Raw genomic sequence first — 341 nt, 5'->3', positions numbered from 1 at the left:
CCTTTGGGCACCCCGGTGGTGCCCGAGGTGTAAATAATGTGGGCCACCTGCTCGGGCCCCGGATCGGGCAGGGCGGTGGCGGGGTGGGTATCGATGGCGGGGTCGGCGACATCCAGCACCGGCCTGCCGTGGCGCTGGGCCCGCTGGGCCAGCCCGGCGGTGGTCAGCACCACGATCGGCGCGGCGTCGCCCAGCACGAACCCGATCCGCTCGTCGGGCAGGGCGGGATCGATGGGCAGGTAGGCCGCCCCGGTCTTGAGCACCGCCAGGATCGCGATGATCGCCTCGCCCGAACGCGGCACCAGCAGCGCCACACACTGGCCCGGCCCGGCGCCGTGACC

The 341-nt window shown here is 73.9% G+C and carries 1 protein-coding gene; it reads right to left on the bottom strand.

Going from position 1 to position 341, the window contains the following annotated elements:
* The coding region (locus WU80_RS24925; protein WP_156349795.1) for an AMP-binding protein at positions 1 to 341 on the bottom strand (341 nt) is incomplete at both ends.

This window comes from Mycobacterium sp. UM_11, from assembly GCF_001414075.1.
Classification (GTDB): Bacteria; Actinomycetota; Actinomycetes; order Mycobacteriales; family Mycobacteriaceae; genus Mycobacterium.
This window is presented reverse-complemented; position numbering and strand designations above follow the sequence as displayed.